23 protein-coding genes, 1 tRNA gene and 2 pseudogenes are annotated in these 17477 nt (G+C 42.8%); 5 read left to right on the top strand and 21 right to left on the bottom strand.

All coding sequences use genetic code 11. The annotated features are described in order from the left end of the window. Positions 1-4 precede the first annotated feature (4 nt). From JCM10519_RS17200 to JCM10519_RS31270, 11 genes and pseudogenes are all read right to left on the bottom strand, one after another. Entirely contained in the window at positions 5-430 is a 426-nt protein-coding gene (locus JCM10519_RS17200) for a GtrA family protein (protein WP_054740680.1), read from the bottom strand. A 170-nt stretch (positions 431-600) separates the two neighbouring features. Then, positions 601-1578 carry an FAD:protein FMN transferase gene (locus JCM10519_RS17205; RefSeq protein ID WP_347844588.1) on the bottom strand — a complete coding sequence of 326 codons (978 nt, stop codon included), beginning with the start codon at positions 1576-1578 and terminating at the stop codon, positions 601-603. Between the two features lie 22 nt (positions 1579-1600). Then, a complete protein-coding gene (locus JCM10519_RS17210; protein WP_054740682.1) occupies positions 1601-2398 on the bottom strand; it encodes a sirohydrochlorin cobaltochelatase in 798 nt (265 codons plus the stop codon). Between the two features lie 198 nt (positions 2399-2596). After that, positions 2597-3786 (bottom strand): annotated as a pseudogene (locus tag JCM10519_RS17215) (iron-containing alcohol dehydrogenase). An 83-nt stretch (positions 3787-3869) separates the two neighbouring features. Beyond that, positions 3870-4670, bottom strand: coding sequence for a LysR family transcriptional regulator (locus tag JCM10519_RS17220; RefSeq protein ID WP_347844589.1), 801 nt, complete (start codon positions 4668-4670; stop codon positions 3870-3872). Beyond that, positions 4601-4810: a LysR family transcriptional regulator gene (locus JCM10519_RS31255; RefSeq protein WP_347844590.1), complete on the bottom strand. Its 210-nt coding sequence runs from the start codon at positions 4808-4810 to the stop codon at positions 4601-4603. Before JCM10519_RS31255 ends, JCM10519_RS17220 begins: the two co-directional genes overlap by 70 nt. Before the next feature lie 39 nt (positions 4811-4849). Continuing rightward, positions 4850-5170, bottom strand: coding sequence for a redox-sensing transcriptional repressor Rex (locus JCM10519_RS31260; RefSeq protein WP_347844591.1), 321 nt, complete (start codon positions 5168-5170; stop codon positions 4850-4852). Beyond that, positions 5128-5511, bottom strand: a complete 384-nt coding sequence (locus tag JCM10519_RS31265; protein ID WP_347844592.1) for a winged-helix domain-containing protein — start codon at positions 5509-5511, stop codon at positions 5128-5130. The genes JCM10519_RS31260 and JCM10519_RS31265 overlap by 43 nt, the downstream gene beginning before the upstream one ends. Before the next feature lie 77 nt (positions 5512-5588). Further along, entirely contained in the window at positions 5589-6638 is a 1050-nt protein-coding gene (queA, locus tag JCM10519_RS17230; protein WP_054740684.1) for a tRNA preQ1(34) S-adenosylmethionine ribosyltransferase-isomerase QueA, read from the bottom strand. A gap of 64 nt (positions 6639-6702) precedes the next feature. Continuing rightward, complete coding sequence (locus JCM10519_RS17235; protein ID WP_054740685.1) at positions 6703-7347, bottom strand: hypothetical protein; 645 nt, start codon at positions 7345-7347, stop codon at positions 6703-6705. Continuing rightward, positions 7340-7462 (bottom strand): hypothetical protein, encoded by a 123-nt coding sequence (locus JCM10519_RS31270; protein WP_347844593.1) that lies wholly within the window; start codon positions 7460-7462, stop codon positions 7340-7342. The genes JCM10519_RS17235 and JCM10519_RS31270 overlap by 8 nt, the downstream gene beginning before the upstream one ends. A gap of 113 nt (positions 7463-7575) precedes the next feature. On the opposite strand from JCM10519_RS31270, the gene JCM10519_RS17240 reads away from it, so the two are divergent. Next, positions 7576-7647 (top strand) — tRNA-Arg (locus JCM10519_RS17240). A gap of 163 nt (positions 7648-7810) precedes the next feature. Here JCM10519_RS17240 and JCM10519_RS17245 read toward each other — a convergent pair. Next, the gene (locus JCM10519_RS17245) at positions 7811-8071 is read right to left on the bottom strand and encodes a tyrosine-type recombinase/integrase (RefSeq protein WP_347844594.1); all 261 of its coding nucleotides are present in this window, start codon (positions 8069-8071) and stop codon (positions 7811-7813) included. 219 nt (positions 8072-8290) lie between these two features. Further along, positions 8291-8578 (bottom strand): hypothetical protein, encoded by a 288-nt coding sequence (locus JCM10519_RS17250; protein WP_054740689.1) that lies wholly within the window; start codon positions 8576-8578, stop codon positions 8291-8293. 434 nt (positions 8579-9012) lie between these two features. On the opposite strand from JCM10519_RS17250, the gene JCM10519_RS17255 reads away from it, so the two are divergent. Further along, entirely contained in the window at positions 9013-9432 is a 420-nt protein-coding gene (locus tag JCM10519_RS17255) for a hypothetical protein (RefSeq protein ID WP_054740690.1), read from the top strand. 483 nt (positions 9433-9915) lie between these two features. Here the strand turns inward: JCM10519_RS17255 and JCM10519_RS31275 are convergent, their stop codons facing one another. Continuing rightward, positions 9916-10110: a hypothetical protein gene (locus JCM10519_RS31275; RefSeq protein WP_347844595.1), complete on the bottom strand. Its 195-nt coding sequence runs from the start codon at positions 10108-10110 to the stop codon at positions 9916-9918. A gap of 128 nt (positions 10111-10238) precedes the next feature. Between JCM10519_RS31275 and JCM10519_RS17265 the strand changes: the two genes are divergently transcribed. Beyond that, the gene (locus JCM10519_RS17265; RefSeq protein ID WP_054740694.1) at positions 10239-11234 is read left to right on the top strand and encodes a spore photoproduct lyase family protein; all 996 of its coding nucleotides are present in this window, start codon (positions 10239-10241) and stop codon (positions 11232-11234) included. A 774-nt stretch (positions 11235-12008) separates the two neighbouring features. Here the strand turns inward: JCM10519_RS17265 and JCM10519_RS17270 are convergent. Together JCM10519_RS17270 and JCM10519_RS17275 are read right to left on the bottom strand one after the other, a co-directional pair. Beyond that, positions 12009-12365: a hypothetical protein gene (locus tag JCM10519_RS17270; RefSeq protein WP_054740696.1), complete on the bottom strand. Its 357-nt coding sequence runs from the start codon at positions 12363-12365 to the stop codon at positions 12009-12011. A 169-nt stretch (positions 12366-12534) separates the two neighbouring features. After that, the gene (locus JCM10519_RS17275; RefSeq protein ID WP_054740698.1) at positions 12535-12783 is read right to left on the bottom strand and encodes a hypothetical protein; all 249 of its coding nucleotides are present in this window, start codon (positions 12781-12783) and stop codon (positions 12535-12537) included. A 219-nt stretch (positions 12784-13002) separates the two neighbouring features. On the opposite strand from JCM10519_RS17275, the gene JCM10519_RS31280 reads away from it, so the two are divergent. Next, on the top strand, positions 13003-13179 hold the full coding sequence (locus JCM10519_RS31280; protein WP_347844596.1) for a hypothetical protein: 177 nt from the start codon (positions 13003-13005) through the stop codon (positions 13177-13179). Beyond that, complete coding sequence (locus JCM10519_RS17280) at positions 13157-13966, top strand: DUF5688 family protein (protein WP_347844616.1); 810 nt, start codon at positions 13157-13159, stop codon at positions 13964-13966. Before JCM10519_RS31280 ends, JCM10519_RS17280 begins: the two co-directional genes overlap by 23 nt. On the opposite strand, the gene JCM10519_RS17285 is transcribed toward JCM10519_RS17280, so the two are convergent. The 5 genes and pseudogenes from JCM10519_RS17285 to JCM10519_RS17300 all read right to left on the bottom strand — a co-directional run bounded on the left by JCM10519_RS17285 (position 13929) and on the right by JCM10519_RS17300 (position 17364). Beyond that, the gene (locus tag JCM10519_RS17285) at positions 13929-14348 is read right to left on the bottom strand and encodes a threonine/serine exporter family protein (protein ID WP_054740702.1); all 420 of its coding nucleotides are present in this window, start codon (positions 14346-14348) and stop codon (positions 13929-13931) included. The two genes, JCM10519_RS17280 and JCM10519_RS17285, sit on opposite strands and share 38 nt — an antisense overlap. Beyond that, entirely contained in the window at positions 14342-14983 is a 642-nt protein-coding gene (locus JCM10519_RS17290) for a threonine/serine exporter family protein (protein ID WP_347844597.1), read from the bottom strand. The genes JCM10519_RS17285 and JCM10519_RS17290 overlap by 7 nt, the downstream gene beginning before the upstream one ends. Continuing rightward, complete coding sequence (locus JCM10519_RS31285; protein WP_347844598.1) at positions 14949-15119, bottom strand: threonine/serine exporter family protein; 171 nt, start codon at positions 15117-15119, stop codon at positions 14949-14951. Before JCM10519_RS31285 ends, JCM10519_RS17290 begins: the two co-directional genes overlap by 35 nt. Beyond that, positions 15116-17138: pseudogene (gene feoB / locus JCM10519_RS17295) on the bottom strand (ferrous iron transport protein B). The gene JCM10519_RS31285 and the pseudogene feoB overlap by 4 nt, the downstream one beginning before the upstream one ends. Continuing rightward, a complete protein-coding gene (locus tag JCM10519_RS17300) occupies positions 17131-17364 on the bottom strand; it encodes a FeoA domain-containing protein (protein ID WP_054740704.1) in 234 nt (77 codons plus the stop codon). Before JCM10519_RS17300 ends, feoB begins: the two are co-directional and overlap by 8 nt. Positions 17365-17477 lie beyond the last annotated feature (113 nt).

The raw sequence follows: 17477 nt of genomic DNA on the forward strand, positions 1-17477 counted from the left end.
CTCTTTACAGGGGTTCTTCCTCTCTCTTCCGGAATATGAAGGCCTTGCTGAATCCATAGTTTGCAATCACAACGACCACGGATACCAGGATTTTACTTACATATTCATCCATTTTGAGCCAGGAAACCATAATCACCATAAGAACCATTTCCATGACGCCTGACGCTGCTCTGCATGCGGTAAACGAAAGAATCTCCTTCATGACAAAGCACAGATGCAGGTCATAGCTTTGAAATACAAAGATTTTATTTACAATAAAAGCAAACAGGACGGAAACCACCCATGCTGCCGCGGTTGCGGCCCGGTAATCGATGCCGGTCCTCACCATTAACCAATAGACAACCCAGTTTACCAGGGTCGTCAGCACTCCAAATATCAAATAGGAAATGACTTCCCGGTTCATGACCTTGTCCCAGATTTTTCTAATCATCCTTTTTCTCCTGTAAAACTACATTTCCTCTTTTATGCCCACGCTTTCTGGGCATATAGGTATACCCGAAGGGTGTTTCCTCTTTTATGCCCACGCTTTCTGGGCATGCAGGTATACCCGCAGGGTATTTCCTCTATTGTATTATAGGGAAAGAAAATTGTAAAGGGATTCTAAGGCTTCCCAGCCAGAAACTCCCTGGCTCCCTGGGAATAGTGAACCTCACCATCCTCTGTAATGAACACGCCGTACACGCCGTCCGTGGAATCTAGAAGCTCCATTCCCTTTTTAAGTCCAAGGGAAAAACAGGTGGTGGAAAGGGCATCCCCGTCAGCAGACAGCTCTGATAAAATGGTTACTGACACCAGCCCGTTATCATATGGATACCCATCCCCTGGGTTTAGAATATGATGGTAGTTCACCCCATCCTTTTCAAAATGCCGCTCATACACCCCGGAGGATACCACTGACATATCATTGATATTCAGGGTTTCTATGGTTTCATTCCGGTCTGCATAAGGCTTTTGAAGGCCGATTTTAAATGGCGTGCCGTCAGGCCTCTGCCCCACACAAAGAACATTTCCGCCCAGATTAATGATAGCGCTCTTTACTCCCTGTTCTAAGAGAAAATCCTTCATCCGGTCCGCAATATACCCCTTGGCTATTGCCCCAAAATCAAGGGAAGTATCTGGGGATAAAAATGTAAGGGAATTTCCCTCAAGCTTTAAATTCCGGTAATCAACCTTTTTCCTGGCCTCCTGGATCTTCTCATCAGGCGGTACAACCGGATCAGGGGATGTGAAATCCCATAGGGAGGACAAAGGTTCCACAGTAATATCAAAAGCCCCATCCGAGATTTGGGAATAATAAAGGCCCTTGGAAAGAAGAGCCTCCACATCCGGGGATACTGTCACAGTCTTTTCACTGGCAGGCCTGTGATTTAACTTGTAAACCTCACTGCCCTCAATGGTTTTGCTGAAAATATTTTCATAGGATTGGCACAAATCCAGACAGTCAGATAAAATTTCAGGATCGTCCATATCATAAAGAGTCACAGTCACAAAGGTATTCAGCATAAAACCGGTCTTGCTTAGAGGCTCTACCCTTCTTTCACAGCCCATGAGCAAGAGCGAAGCCATACCTGTGAGCAAAACAACTGCTCTCCATTTTTTTTCATTCCATAGCCTCCAGCTTCTTATATGCTTCTCTGGCATGATCCAGGAACATGCGGCGGACTCCCTCCAGTTCTCCCATGCCCTTTAACCGGCAGACTACCTGATAGCCTTCCGACTCTAACTGGCTTTTCCAGGACTCTTCCCCTTCTCCTGCCATATCATTGTGAGCATGGTCACCGGAAACGATCATAAGGGGCTGGAGCACCATCCGGCTGGAACCGGTCTTTTTCACCTCTTCTTTTACGGCTTCAAAGGCTGGCTCCGCCTCCACGGTTCCTATATGATACCTGCCGTATCCGTTTTGCTTTAAAACCTCCGCCAGGCGGGGATAACACTCATTGGCTTCATGCTCCGTGCCATGTCCCATGAATATGATCTCCGTTCCCTCCCGGTCATATTCCTTAGTATCCTCTGCCAGCACGCTGCAAAGCCTTTCATAATCCTCTTCTTCTGAAAGCAGCGGCTTTCCCCACAGGATCCGCTTAAACCGGTTCTCATATTGTTTCACTGCAGCCACCATGCAGTCATTTTCTTCCCCTCCCATAACCAAGGTAGGCTGTACGATCACCCGCTGAAATCCTTCCAGCGCCAGCTTTTCCAAAGCCTCCTCCACACTGTCTATATAAATATTGTCCCGTTTTTTCAATATTCCAATAATGATCCGGCTTGTAAATGCCCGTCGAAGCTCATATTCCGGAAATTCATCCTTTATGGCCTGCTCAATGGCTCTATGGTCTTTTTTTCTGCTTTCCTGATAGCTTGTTCCAAAGCTCACTACTAAAATTGCCTGCTTCATTCTGTTATCCCATACTTTCTATTATAGTTCGTCCATACCCTTCATAATTTGGCGGGGGTTTGACTGAATTTTAACCATTTTCCCGATTACCATATCATAGATGAACTTTGCTGTCAAACCTCTTTTCACGCACAGCAGGCGCAAAACCATAAGGTTCTGCGCCTGCTGCACACATTGCATTCATTTGCTGGAGATTACTTAAAAATCTACCTCTTTATCATAGTAACAACAGGTTAACAGTTTCTCCATCTCAGCGGGCGTAATCGTCCTTGGATTGGAGCCGGTGCATGCATCACCTACTGCCAGCTCTGCTACTGTCTTTAGTTTATCATTGAACTCTGCTTCGTCAATGATTCCGCCTTCATAGTCCTTAATACAAGCAGGAATATCCAGCTTTTCGTTCATGGAACGGATCTCTGCGATCAATGCATCAACCAGCTCCTCATCATTATTCCCCTTCAGATCAATAAAGCGGGCAATCTCTGCGTAACGCTTTGCACCCTCAGGATCCTTGGAATTAAACTTAATTACCTTTGGCAGATACATGGCGTTTGCACAGCCATGGACAATATGTCCCCCTGAATAAGCGGCGCCTGTCTTATGTGCCATGGAATGAACAATTCCCAAAAGGGCATTGGAGAATGCCATACCGGCCAGACACTGGGCATTATGCATACGGCACGTGCTTCCTTGTTTCCATTATAAGAATCAATTAAGTCATTATGTATCATCTTGATAGCATGAAGGGCCAGAGGATCGGTGTAATCACAATGAAGCGTGGATACGTAAGCTTCGATCGCATGAGTCATGGCATCCATACCTGTATGGGCGGTCAGCTTCTGAGGCATGGTCTCAGCCAAGTCCGGATCAACGATTGCAATATCCGGTGTGATGTTGAAATCTGCCAGCGGATATTTCACTCCCTTTTTATAGTCCGTAATTACGCTGAATGCCGTTACCTCGGTAGCCGTACCAGAGGTGGACGGAATGGCGCAGAATTTCGCCTTTGTTCTCAGAGTGGGGAAATTAAAGGGAATGCATAAGTCTTCAAATGTGGTATCAGGATACTCATAGAATGCCCACATTGCTTTTGCCGCATCAATAGGAGATCCTCCGCCGATGGCTACAATCCAATCCGGTCCAAACTCCCGCATCATTTCAGCGCCCTTCATCACCGTATCCACACTGGGATCCGGCTCTACGCCTTCAAACAGCTTTACTTCCATTCCGGCTTCCTTTAAACAGGCTACCACCCTGTCAAGAAATCCAAAACGTTTCATGGAACCGCCGCCTACGACCACGATTGCCTTTTTTCCTTTTATATTCTTAAGCTCTTCCAGGGCGCCCTTTCCGTGATATAAGTCTCTCGGTAATGTAAATCTAGCCATCGCATAATCCTCCTTGTAAAATTCCAGTTCTTTGTTATAACTATATTGTAGCTTAACAAGCTGGAAAATACAAAGGTAAAAAGCTATATATCAGTATATAAATACTGATATATATTTAACATTCTTATTTCAAAAAAAATATTCTTCACTGTTTCCAGTTCGTTTAAAAATCCTTTATCCCAGGCCGAAAAAGAATACCCCTTCCTGTAAATCAACACATCCCGGAAGGTGCCTGCCTTTTTCCTGCACTGCCGTTCTACCAGGTCATATCTTTTAAGAAGCTCTTCCGGCATGGGAGAAACCCACATATATGTATGAGGATCTTCCAGCAAAAGATTGAACTGGCTTCCCCTCTCAAACACATAAACACGTTTTGGGGACTCCAAAGGCCTCCCCTTCTTTTCAAAATTCTCCCGGCGGCCTAACGCTCCGTCACCATGGACAATTTCTATATACGGCATCAAATCCTCTCCCGTGATTTCCTCTTTTCCTGCCAATGGATGATCCGCAGACATGAGAAGCCTTAGGGAGTATTCCAAAACCGGTTCCATGAGAAGGCCTTTTGCCGCTGCCGTCTGGGCATAATGCCCTTCCAAAGAAGACTGATACCGGATGATTCCCAGATTATATTCTCTGGTTTCCACATCCTTTAAGGTATCTGCGGAATTCGTCTCCCTCAGCCAGACATTCATTCCCTCTTCCCGGCAAAGGCTTTGGATAAATCTGGAAAAGGCAAGGCTTAAATAGCTTGCCCTTGGCATGGAAAGGGAAAATTCCACCCCGCTTACCTCATCCGGCTTATATAAATGTTCCATCATCTCGATCTGGTCCAGGACATTTCTGGCATGCTCCAGAAAGATCCTTCCCCTTGCCGTAGGAACCACGCCTTTGGAAGTCCGTCTGAAAATCGGCGCTCCAAGCTTTCTTCCAGGGTTTTGATCGCCTTGCTCAAATTAGGCTGGTCCATGTAAAGATTGGCGGCTGCCTGGGTGATGGAGCCTGTTTTTTTCCACCTCAACGGCATATTGTAACAATACGGTATTCAATTATCTTCCTCCTTTGTCTACTGACTGCCTTCCTTGTCCGCCTCATATAGATATTTGGACAAAGCTGCCAGCGACACAGCCATGTTCTCATTCTGTACCAGCACATGGTCGGGCACGGTCAAGTGGGTGGGAGCGAAATTCCATATGGCCTTTACACCTCCGTCTACCAGGCGGTTGCATACCTCCTGGGCACATTCCGCAGGAACCGTGATGATGCCGATGTGTATGTTCATTCTCTGGCAGAGGTTTTCCAGCTTTTCCATGGGAAGAACCGGCTTTCCTCCTGTTTTTGTATTCACCCTTCTTCCATCAGAATCAAATGCCAGGACAATCTCCACTCCATACTGCTCAAACCCTTTATAAGACAGAAGGCTTTGCCCAGGGATCCGACTCCTACCAGAGCCGCCTGATTCGTATTATGAAACCCTAAAAATTCCTCCATGTCTCTGATTAAATCCTTCACCATATACCCCAATTTGGGCTTTCCGGCTGTTTTTGCCACCATTGCCAGATCCTTGCGCACCTGAACCTCATTAAGCTGAAGATCCAGGGCAATGACCGGCGCCGATATTGTCTCTGTTCCTTCCCGGTATTTCCGTTCCAGATAATGATGATACATGGGAAGGCGCTCCAAAGTCTTCCTGGATATTCCTCCCACCATGTTTTTTTTCTCTTCCATAAGCGTGTACCCCCACCTTTTTTTAACAAAAGGATTCTTCATTTCTCTTAACATTCAAAGCTTTTACATTCCAGTTCTTAAGACTTCCCGGCATCATGAAGGTCCGTAAGAAGCATGGCATCACCAAAACTAAAGAAACGGTACTCCTCTTTAATGGCTTCCTCATAGGCATGAAGCACATGATCCCGCCCTGCAAGAGCGGATACCAGCATCACCAGCGTAGATTCCGGCAAGTGAAAATTCGTGATCAGGCAATCCAGGAGCTTAAAACGGTATCCGGGATAAATAAAGATTTCCGTCCACCCGCTTCCTGCCTTTAAAATCCCCTCTTCTGTGGAAGCAGATTCCACTGTACGGCAGCTGGTCGTTCCCACACAGACGATGCGGCCGCCATTTTTCTTCGCGTTATTGACCTTTTTCGCTTCTTCCTCTTCTATAATATAGAACTCAGAGTGCATATGATGGGCTTCGATCTCATCCACCTTTACCGGACGAAAGGTTCCAAGCCCTACGTGGAGAGTCACATGAGCGATGTCTACTCCCATATCTTCAATTTCCTTTAGCAGCTCTTTTGTAAAATGCAGACCCGCTGTAGGTGCAGCCGCTGATCCCTCATGCTTTGCATAAACCGTCTGATAACGGTTCTTGTCCTTTAGCTGGTGGGTAATGTAAGGAGGCAGAGGCATCTGTCCCAAACGGTCCAGTATCTCTTCAAAAATCCCTTCATAGGAGAACTGGATAAGACGGTTTCCTTCTTCCACCACATCGATTACGGTTCCCTTTAACAGGCCCTCCCCAAAGGAGATCACCGTTCCTATTTTTGCCTTTTTCCCAGGCTTTACAAGGGTTTCCCAAATGTCGTTTTCTCTTCTCTTTAATAAGAGAATTTCTATCTTCGCTTCGGTCCCCTCTTTCACTCCAAACAATCTTGCTGGAATGACCTTGGTATCATTGATGACCAGACAATCCCCTTTCCGTAAGTAGGAAAGGATGTCCCTAAAATGTCTGTGCTGAATCTCTCCTGTGTGTTTATCTAATACCAGAAGCCTGGAAGCAGAACGGTCCTCAAGGGGATCCTGTGCAATCAGCTCCTGGGGCAGATCAAAATAAAAGTCCCTAACATTCATAAATCTGTATTCTCCTTTGCCAAAAATGCTCCTCTGCAGGGTGCCACGCAGAGAAGCATCTGTTTTACGTATTGTTTGTTTGGCTGCCTGAATCGGTTGTTTCTTCCGTCTCTTCCTTCTCATCCATCAGAATGTGATAGACAGCCAGAAGATTTTCGTCAGACTTTAAGGCCTTCTCAAGACTGTCGTTTACCTCTTTTGCCTGCTTTTGCACGGCATCAGACTTGTTTGCCCCTTCCATGAACTCAGACTGCTCTGCGCTGGTATCTGAAACCAGATAATAGCTTCCATCTGCTGCTGTTTTTACATAGCATACAACCATGCTGGGAGCTAAGGTTTCCGCCTGACGGAATTTGATATCAAATCTGGCATATACCACGTATTCGTCCTCTTCCAATCCGGTCGCCGTATAGCATACCAGGTTCTCAAAACTCTGGTAGAATTTCACTTCTTCTTCCATTCTGGTTCCCTGTTCTCTCAGTTCCTCTTCCGAATAGGTATTACCATATACCTTTGAAAGAGCCTCTATATCGCAGGTTTTCCTGGCTTTAAAATAAGCTTCCATCAGATCATGAATCGCCGGTATGGCCTCTTCCTGCAGCGTGATCTCTTTCTTTGCTGATGATGCCGTACTTTCATCCTCACCAGCAGATGAATCCACCGTAGATACATGAGCCGGATTATTACCTGTCTGCTGGGGCTTATCCAAAACAACAACGGCAAAAATCAGTATAATCGCTGCCAAGGGAAAAAAACAGAAACTTTAGCAGCCGTCTGCCATCTTCCTTGGAACACTTTTTCCATTTTTCAAATAAGTCCTTCATATGGGCTTGACCTCCTGGAGAATCAATCTCCTTTTTATTCTAACAAAAAAAACAGACAAAAATCAACAAATACTATTGCGCTTTAAAAGAATCTATAGTAGAATATAAAAGATGCATCTGTAGCTCAGTGGATAGAGCAGTGGCCTCCGGAGCCGCGTGCGTAGGTTCGATTCCTATCAGATGCATTTTTTTATTTGTCAATTTTTATTCCTCTAAAGGCCTTATTTTATAAGGACTTTCTCGTATTTATCAGCTTTTCGCGAATCTTCCCATTTCCCGGATTTTACTGGTTTCTACTGGTTTTTGCTGAAAGATAATGGGTCAGATTATGGGTCAAAAAAATCACCATTAAATCTTGGAGATACCGGACATTACATCTGTCATTTGATCATTCAAAACGTGGATATATGTGCTGTATGTAGTATTAATATCAGCGTGTCCTAAGAGTTTGCTGACAACGCTTATCTCTGTTCCTGCTTTTAACAGTATGGAAGCAAACGTATGTCTGAGCACATGAATTGTATAATCCTCCGCTCCTACCACACCAAGAACGCTCTTAAAAGTCCGCAAAATATTCCTCTTAGATATATAGCAACTGTTTTCATCCAAAATTCGGCATAATCTCGGAAAGATGTGGATTCCACTTTTACAGTATATTTTGTCCTGTCCTCATTATATTCCTTAATTTTACGCTTTAGCTCTTTTTCATTTTGTCCCTACCAAAGCCAAAAATTCCCTGTAAATCAGCTTTGTTGTAGCTAGTGTCAAGATTTTTTTCGCAAAATGTATTTCAGCCGTTAGGTAGCCAGTGGTCAGCCGGCTATGATATCAGACTGATTCTGGAGATCCAATTCTTTCAGATGCTCCATATTCATGTAGCGCTTTGTTCCCCATTGGGTTCCAGCTACGTGTCGCAGCTTTTATATTTCTTCTGCCATTCTTTGCAGATTCGTCCTGCACCCAAGTGCCATAACGACCATCACATAATTTTACAATATTAAATCTGTGGGTTTCTTTGACTTTTTGTATTAACCCAATATTAGCCTTTTCTGAAATTTCATTTAAATCAAGCATGCCACTTTCAACGGCATACTTTAAGATTTCTTCTTGAGTCAATCAAACCACTCCTTCAACATTGTATAAATATATTTAATAATAGCCTGAACTAACAATTGTTTGTAAGATTATAGCATAAATGGAAGCATGACGGTATTTCCACATTTTGGATATTCAAAAGTATATTTCGCGTAGCAAAATGTTTCATTTCCTTATAATATAAGACCCCTATTTCGCTTTCGTACAAATCTGAAATATCATAGGCAGTAAAACTTTTAATACCCTTTTCTTCCTATATGAATCTACCAAGGTGACCGTGACAACTGGGTATGGTGAACCTGATGTAATAACATAAAGTGAAAATCATAATACAGATAAATTGTAAGACTTTGTCGTTTCTCGTACAATAATGCGATATTATTTTTCTGTTAATTTAAGTAAATATGATATAATAGCATTAGTATTAGCAACAATTTAAAAAAAGGAGGAGAACAATGCACAAAAAAATACATAAAATTAGCACGATTTTTTTATCTGTAATATTATCTTTATCACTTATGAATGTAGTTTTCGCCAAAGAAGTATCATACTATGGAGAACGTTCAATCACTGCTGAGCCAGAAGGAATAGTATTAGAAGTAGATTCCCAAGATGAGTTTGAAGCGCTAGTACAGGAGATTGAGGAAGGTAATGCACGTGCCAATAAAATGTGGGAGGCAGCTAAATCTAGAGCTGTGTCTCCAAATAATGAATCATTTTTAGAAAATCCTTTAATTGCACCAAGGTCTTATGGATCTACAAACTATACATACAGGTTCGATAGTAACCATAAGATTGGGTTAATCCTTCGTTATGATACATCTTCTAGTGGAGGAGTAAAACATTTTACAGATGTGCATGATTTTTTTAGTTAAGCCACATAATGACTCTACTGGTGTTGATGATGTATATTGGGAGTATAGTTATTTAGACAGCAAACGTACTGTTGCTGTAAATACCTCCTTCATTGTATCGATTCTAAAAGATGATGGCTTATATCATAATTACGATGTTACAAAGTATATAGAATATTATGCTTCTGGTGGTGCTAATGGATATTAAAAAAATACTTACTGCCTATACTTATATCATTATTTTCAGTACCTCTTAGTTATATAGCAACAAGACTTATGATGTCGGCACCATTTTTAGTTAACTACAATACTACAGTGTGTCTGTTTACTTTATCATTTAATGTAACTTCCCTAATTTTAATAATTACTCAGAAAAAATAATTGCTAATACTATTGAGCATCGGACTATCCGGTGCTCTTTTATTCTATTATTGGGGACTGAAATTATTTGATTGAAGTTTCTGATATTAGTTTCTTGGGTGTATCAGTACCTTACCATTTAAGCTACAGATAACAAAATCGCACTCCATTCAACACATTTAAGCGTCCATAAATCCATTTTAATTTCGTACCAAAACAAGTCTGCTCTAATACCATTACAAGCCCATTACGGGTCAAATAATAACGTGCATATTCATTATGGCAGCAGGTAATTCGTTTGGAAGTATTTAATTCTTTTGCGATTTCGTCAAGTGTCATATTCAAGGCGCCGTCTTGGCATCTTGTGCCACCATGTTTATACCCCCTCAAATTTATTAAAAATTTTGCCGTTTTAAGTGTTTATCTCTTTATTTTTAACACATACTACTCTTAATTGGAGGTATCCCATGTTTCCAGATAAGATTTATTACGAACCAGAATCCCTTGAATATGAGTTGGGTAAGTGTCTAAAGGAAAAATACAGCACGATTCCATGGATTCCTATTAAGAGCCACAATAAAATAGACGAGCTGCGAACCCGCCCAAACAGTGATTTTCCGGCCATGAAGCACCATCTCATCATAGGAGTCCGCAAAACCCACAACTACGTTCCCAATCATAAAGTATCGGATTTTCTTGTACCTTATACCTCGTCCGGCTGCACCGCCATGTGCCACTACTGCTATCTGGTATGCAACTACAACAAATGCGCTTATTTGCGTTTGTTTGTAAACCGGGAGCAGATGCTGAAAAAAATCATGGACCACGGGGCCCGCTCTGAAAAAAATTATACCTATGAGATAGGAAGCAACAGTGATCTTGTTCTTGAAAATACTATAACCGGAAATCTGGCCTGGACAATTGAAAATTTCAGTAAGAGCAACTATGGATTTCTCACCTTCCCAACGAAATTCAATAAGGTGGACCCCCTTCTTGGCATCAGCCACGGCGGACGTGTCATCATGCGGATGAGTGTCAACCCCCAGCCCATCATCACCCGGTTTGAACCGGGTACCTCCGGCTTAGATGCCAGAATTACCGCCTTAAACAGTATGTGTGACGCCGGATACCGGGTAGGACTTTTGATTGCTCCCATCATTATGACCGAAGACTGGAAAGATCTGTATTCTCAACTGATTGATACGCTCTCAGACCGGCTTTCCAAAAAGGTAAGGGAACAGGCACCCATTGAAATCATTTTCATGACCTACAGCTATGTTCAAAACGCAATCAACACAGAGGCATTTCCTCAGGCAGAACGCCTTTATGACAAAGAACTCATGACCGGGCGGGGAAGGGGAAAATACTGCTACCGTGATGATTTAAGAAGCGGCGGGGAACAGTTTTTAAGACAGCAAATCGAAGAAAAGCTAAGAGGGATGACGATTTTATATGTAGTTTAAAAACACACCCGACTGTTCTTTCTTCAGAAATTATATTATAATGTGAAGAGTATCAACAGATATACCTATTTGTGAGGCGAGTTGTTCTTGTGTTGTAGACTCCGAATTATTCGTTGTCTTAAATCTATTGTTACCATGCTCAACTCGCTATATAGGATTATAAGCATTTGCATATATATACATAATTATTATATTCATATTCATTCTTTGTTTTATAATAACATTCGAACTCAATAATATATTTTTTTCAATATTATACATTTTTATTCACTATTAAGTATTCTTCCTAAAACCCAACAAATCCTTATAACCTAAGCATTTTTTTCAATATTATATTATATTTTAATTGTATATATAATTATCGATTTATGCAAATATTAGTTCGGCAATGAGTTCGTGGCTTCATAGCATTTACAAGGCTTTTCGAATCATCTGGCAATTCAAAATCGTCACTTATTCACTCTAAATAGCCTATAATAAACTCTCTTAAGTTATGGCACCATCAATACTTTTATTACGGCAACAGGACAAAAGGAAAAGCACCTCCTAAAGATTCCTCTCTGTCTGGTACTCTCTTAATATTACATTAATTAATAAAATCTTCTGGATCAATTTCCAGTCTGTCAAATAACTCTGTCCATTCATTGTCCGAATGTTGAAAATCTATATCTCCGTTGTCACTGCCTCCATGCAGCCTATAGCACATGAATCAACAGTCATGTACATATCCAACATTTACATAAACTCATTATTGATCCATTGCTTGGCTCGACCTTAACTGATGAACGCAAAAAAATCATATTGCCTTCGGTAGTATTTTGGATTATAATCATTGTAATACCCTTGCAGAAAATAATTCAATGTCTGATCGACTCTTTCTGTCATCACGTCAACCATACCTAACATAGTAGGTTTTAAAGCAGCAGCCAATTCATTCATATCACTTACTCTCTTTGCCATAATTCTTTGTTCCTTCCTTTTCCGTTTTTTTACATCAAATGAAACCCTTGTTTCAAGATACACCTTTACAATGCCTCTAGAACGCGCTGGAATCGTCGTATTGACATTTGAAGCTAAGGTATGGGAAAACTGTTTACGTTTACAGTTTAAGGCATTAAAATAAGCCCACATACTCCTATTTCTACAAGCATATGGACTTATTCAGATGCCAAATATGTTAATGGGGCAATAATGGGTCAGATTGATCATTGCCTATGTCTAATCGTTGATTTTACGTTTCCAACCATTTTTCTATCTCTTACTGTATTTATTTGAAAGCGGAATCGCCACAGTTGTTCAATTACCAATTTATCAGCTCCTGAAGTCTCTTCATGTCTCTATGCTCAAATCCCAGCTCTTTTAATGCCTTAAAAATACCTTCTGCGCATCCCCAATGCCTGTCTGATTTTCTCTGATTCCTTTCACATCTGTACATATCATCAATTTTAAAATACTGCCTTACAATTTCAAATTCTTTTCTTGACTGTTCTGCTAGTCTGATAGCCTCGTATAGCAAATTCTCACATATAGAAGTTTCATGTTGTGTCATAGTGCAATCCTCCTTGTGCTAAACTATAATATAATTTTAATAGCATAGGGAATGGTAATAATTTCCAGTTTCAGCACAAGACTTGCTTTTCAGTTACTCAAAATAACCCTGTTTCCCCTATTCAGAGGAAAAAATAATATTGTCTTTTACCTGCACTTCTATTACTACTGTAATTCTGCAACAAGCAGTTTACATAAACAAAACTAAGGAGGTATACATATGCTATACGAAACATTTCTGGAAACTGTAAAACAATCTATGAAAGAAAGGCTGGGGCCGGAATTCACCTTATTGCTCCAACCCATCACCAAGAACAACGCTTATCCTTCATGGGCTTTGCATCAGGAAAGCGGACGAACGGGCAGCCCCCACCATCTATTTAAACCATTTCTATGAGTCATATCAAAAGGGCAGACCTTTTCATGCCATCCTGGATGACATCATGGCTCTTTACCAAAACAGTCCTCTGCCGGATAACCTTCCCATTGAAGAATTCCTGTCACAGGAACAGATCATGGAAAAAGTCATCTTCCGCCTTATCAATGAGCCGGCCAACCGGGAACTACTAAAAGAAATCCCACATATTACCTATCCGGAGCTGGATCTTTCCATTATATTCTACATTTCCTTTCAAAAAGACGAAGACAGTCTCATTACCGCCCTCATCCACAACCGTCATCTAAAAGCCTGGAACCGGTCTGCAGAAGACATACACCTGGCAGCCAGATTAAATACTCCCCGCCTTTTTCCTTCCCGCATCCGCTCTCTTCCCGAAGCCATAAAAGATATTATAACAAGGTCATCCGAGCACGAAATAAATGAAGATGCCATAGAAGAGTTCTTTAATGCTTCCCCCCTGTCTCCTCCCATGTATGTGCTGTCCAATTCCTCTGGAATAAGCGGGGCCGGCTGCCTGCTTTATGAAGGCATATTAAAAGACTTCGCATCATGCAGCGGCAGCGATTTGATCATACTGCCCTCCAGCATTCACGAAGTCCTTATCATTCCATATAGTGAAACTATCTCTTTTGACGAATTAGCAGAAACCGTTTTCTCCATTAACCAGGAAGAAGTACCGGAAGAAGACCGTCTGTCCAATCACATCTATTTCTATTCCAGAAGCAGCGATAAGCTGACCATTGCATTCACTTCTTCTGCCCCAATCGGAACAAAGAATCCATGATAAAAATAGCCATTGCTATGGCACCTGAAATCTGAAGTGTTTCCACCAGATAATGGCTGGAAAGCTCCGGGTTATTTGCAATCACATATGACACGCTCCGGTAAATGGACGCTCCTGGAACCGACGGCAGGATGCCTGCCACCAGAAACACCGTGACCGGAGCTTTAAAAATCCGCGCAAAGATATGGCTGGATAAAGCCACCAGCAGACTGGATAAAAAAGCCGCGGCAATGACAGACCCGGCTGCGGCATGCACCAAAAGATAGACAAGCCAACTGGCCGCGCCGATTCCTCCCGCTAAAACTACATGCTTCTTTGGAAGCTCCAAAATCAGAGAAAAGCTGATAACAGCCAGGAAAGCCCCAATCGTCTGTACTACCATGAAAGCCCTCCTGTCAGCCACTGAAATAAGCCCATGCCCGCTCCCACGCCTGCTGCCACTGCCAGAGCGATCACTACCGCCTCCATGATCCTGGCTGTTCCCGATGCATAGTCTCCATTTAAGGTATCCCTAATCGCCGTTGTGAATATAACACCAGGAACCAGAGGCATGATTGCACCGATGATGATAATGTCACTTTTGATTCCAGGCATAAGCCATTGTTCCATAAACAGGGTGGTAATTGCAATTAAGAACGCGCAGACTCCATTGGCGCAGAAGTCATTGAGCCTGATCCTTACAGAAACCTCCATGGCTGCTGCTAAGGAAAAACCGGTCACAGCCGCTGCCAGGCAGTCCCTTGCTCCTCCGCCCAAAAGCAGAGTAAAAAACACTGCCACACCCATGACTCCAACATCCTTTAGTCTCCTGCCGTACTGAACCGAATTCTGAATCTCCTTCAGCCTGCCATAAGCTTCCTCCACGGTTATGCGGTCCTCACAGAGCATTCTGGAAACATCATTGACCAGATAGACCCTGTTTAAGTTGGTGGATCTTATAGTAACCCTTCTGGCTACGGTTATCGCCTCAATGGCAGGATCGTTAAGGGACGCAAAGATCCCTGTGGAAAAAAACAATGGCTTCCGCAGAATCTCTGCCCGCCTTTCGTAAAATGTGGTCAATGGTATTCTCCACCCGGTAAATTTCCGCTCCGCTCACCAGCATAATCTCACCAGCCAGAACCGCAGTTTCCACAAGCAGCTTATCATTCATAGGCTTATTCCTCTAAATATTAAGTTTAAAAAAATTAAACTTCCAATCTGAAATACCAGTACAGAAGCGGCCCAGGCCACTGCCAGCTGGAAAAACACCATGCCAAGGTCCATTTCATCGAACCCGTTTCCTTTTTAATGGTTGCCACCGCCGCAATACAGGGGGAATACAGGAGACAGAAAATCATAAGGCATAAGCATTCACTCCGCCAAAACCAACCCCCCCAAGAATCGAAGACAGTTCTCCCATTCCTGCTGCAGAATTTATATTGTTGATTCCAAACAGGACGGAAAAACTGGAAACCACCACTTCCTTTGCAGAAAGCCCGGAAATAAGAGCCACTGCGATTCTCCAGTCTCCAAGGCCGGCGGGCTGAGTACAGGAACTAAAACACGCCCAATGGCAGCTGCAAAGCTTTTTGACACATCTGCCACAAATCCCGACGGCCCGGTGTTTAAAACAAACCAAAGCACAATGGTGGCAAGGAAAATAGTGTTCCTGCCTTACCCAGATAATCCTTTACTTTGTCCCATACATAAATCGTTACCGTCCTCCCGTTTGGAGTCTTATATTCGGGAAGCTCAATAAGAAGAGTATCCTCTTCCTCTGCCTTATGCCTTAAGTGAGTCACATAAGCAATGGTAATAGCCACCATTAATCCGATAAGGTACAGGGAATAAGCTACGATCAAAGCATGTTCCGGAAAGAACATCTGGGAAAACAGTACGTAAATAGGGAGTCTGGCTGAGCAGGACATAAAAGGCGTAATTAAAATAGTTCTTTTCCTGTCCTTTTCACTGGGAAGGGACCTGGCAGCCATAACTGCCGGAACCGTACAGCCAAACCCCAGAAGCATGGGAAGGAAAGCCTTTCCGGAAAGCCCTACCCGTCCCATGATCTCATTCATAACATAGGCAACCCTTGCCATATATCCGCTGTCTTCCAAAAAAGCCAGCGCAAGGAACAAAATAAAGATATTGGGCAGGAATGTGAGAATCCCTCCTACTCCGGCTATAATTCCGTCTACCACCAGGGACGTGATCCAGGCAGAGGCATGGATGCTTTCCATAAACTGATTCATATAGACAGAAAGCAGGCTTAAGGCAACTTCAAAATACCCCTTTAAAAAATCACCCACAGTAAAAGTCAAAAAGAACACCAGTGCCATGATACCCAGGAAAAACGGCAGTCCCAAAATTGGATGGGTCAGATATTCATCGATCTTATCTGTAAATGCTGCCTTTTGTTCTTTATTCACCAGGCATTCATGGATGATGCTTTCTATATAATCGTATTTTTGGTTGATGATTTCCTTCTCATAATTATGGTCTATAATATTGCTTAAATCAAGGGGGTGATCCTCCCATACCTCCTCATCATATTCCAGGAACTTGATGGCATGCACCTTAGATTGTCCATGCTTCCGTAATGGGCCTTTAACACGATCTCTATCTTGGAAATTTTATTCTCGATTTTAGGTGTATAATTTACGACCACACCTTGAGGGCCTTCTTCATAATGATGAACTACCGCATGAAGCAGCACATCAAGTCCGGTCCGTTTTCTTGCAGAAACAGGAACCACAGGAATGGAGCCAAGCATCTCAGGAAGGCGGTGCAAGTCAATTTCCATTCCCCTGTCCTCAACAATGTCCATCATGTTAAGGGCTAAAATGACCGGTTTTTTTAGTTCCAGAAGCTGAAGGGTTAAATACAGATTCCGTTCCAGGGATGAAGCGTCCACCACATTGATGATCACATCCACTTCTCCGCTTTCCAAGCATTTCCTGGTTACTTTTTCTTCCAGGGTATAACAGGTCAGGCTGTAAATCCCAGGCGTGTCGATTACCCGGATGGGACGTCCCTTGTAGCTGGTTTCTCCTTCCACTCTCTCCACGGTAACGCCAGGCCAGTTGGCCACCTTAAGCTTTGCTCCTGTAAAAGCATTGAATAAGGTTGTTTTTCCGCAGTTTGGGTTTCCCACAAACCCGACACGAATCGTTCCTTTTTCCTCACTCATGTTCCACAGCCTCCCTGATTTCAATTCCTTCCGATATCCTTCTCCCAAGAGCGAGGCGGGTGCCCCTGACCTTGATAATCACAGTGCCGCTTCCCTTCTTATTCATCAGGGTAACTGGCGTCAGTTCATTAACTCCAAGGGCTTCTAACCGCCTGGTGATGGTATCTTTTACCATCACGCTGTAAACGATGTAGGTTTTTCCGATTTCTCCTTCATGTAGCTTCATAATAATCTCCTCTGGATGCAGCCATTTTATGCCAATGGCGTTCCAAGGCTCCTGCCTTAGATGCGTCCATTGAGATTTTACTCTTATTGAGAATCACTGTCAATACCATTCAC

The sequence above is a fragment of the Clostridium sp. NkU-1 genome (genome assembly GCA_001312405.1).